The 735-nt window shown below is 57.4% G+C and carries 1 protein-coding gene; it reads right to left on the bottom strand.

Annotation, left to right across the window (positions count from 1 at the left end; genetic code table 11):
- Positions 1 to 207 (bottom strand): hypothetical protein (locus MJ785_RS21820; RefSeq protein WP_239382747.1); only part of this gene is annotated, 207 nt, incomplete at its 3' end.
- Positions 208 to 735 lie beyond the last annotated feature (528 nt).

The raw sequence follows: 735 nt of genomic DNA, 5'->3' as shown, positions 1-735 counted from the left end.
AATCACCGGCGCAGTCTGCTTGAAGACCTTCCCTCCCTGGTCCAACACAAAGTGATTGTGAGTGGCCACGAAGGAAAATGCGATGCTCAGCGGAATGGAAAACCTCTCGGGGTGCCAGCGGCTCCATTCATACCAGGTGAGTCCGATTTCTTCGTGCGTTCCGCCCAGTTCCTGTCGGTTTGAGAGGATGGTGCGGTTTGACCACACTGATCGCCCAACCATTGTGGACGCTAGGCTCGCTCGCAGATCCGCACCGTACGGAAATAGTGCTTCGGTGGGAGGGGTAAGTTGCCATTCTCGAATTGCACCACCTTCGACGAGAGGTACTATATATCTGCTCTCGACAGATCTTCTGGGCCATGCTCCGCGCGGTACATAGTATGCTTCGTCGGCTCCCGAGTGGGCGGTTCTGCCGATCGCAGTCGTCAAGCCTCCGAGAACTGCATGCGAATTTTCGGAAATTAGGCCGCCAAGATCCGAAGCCCCGCCGCCACCAAGGCTCCATGGAAACCTGGTGAGACGCTCTCTCTCCCAGTCGTCGGTGCTGATCCAGTCGCTATTTGAAGGGCTTGATCCAGTTTGTTCGACGATCGCTCGCCATACCGCACCCTGTGTGGGATTCTCGGGTTTTGCGGGTTCCCCACGAATGCCAAGGGCGACTCGGACCTTCTCGGCTTGCTGCCAGCGATTTCGACGCCCGATCAATATGACGGTCGGCGTGCCGTGGCCTGGAAT

It is taken from the genome of Protofrankia sp. CiT1, from assembly GCF_917627335.1.
GTDB lineage: Bacteria > Actinomycetota > Actinomycetes > Frankiales > Frankiaceae > Protofrankia.
The sequence above is the reverse complement of the archived record's forward strand: the minus strand, read 5'-3'. Positions and strand labels throughout refer to the sequence as shown.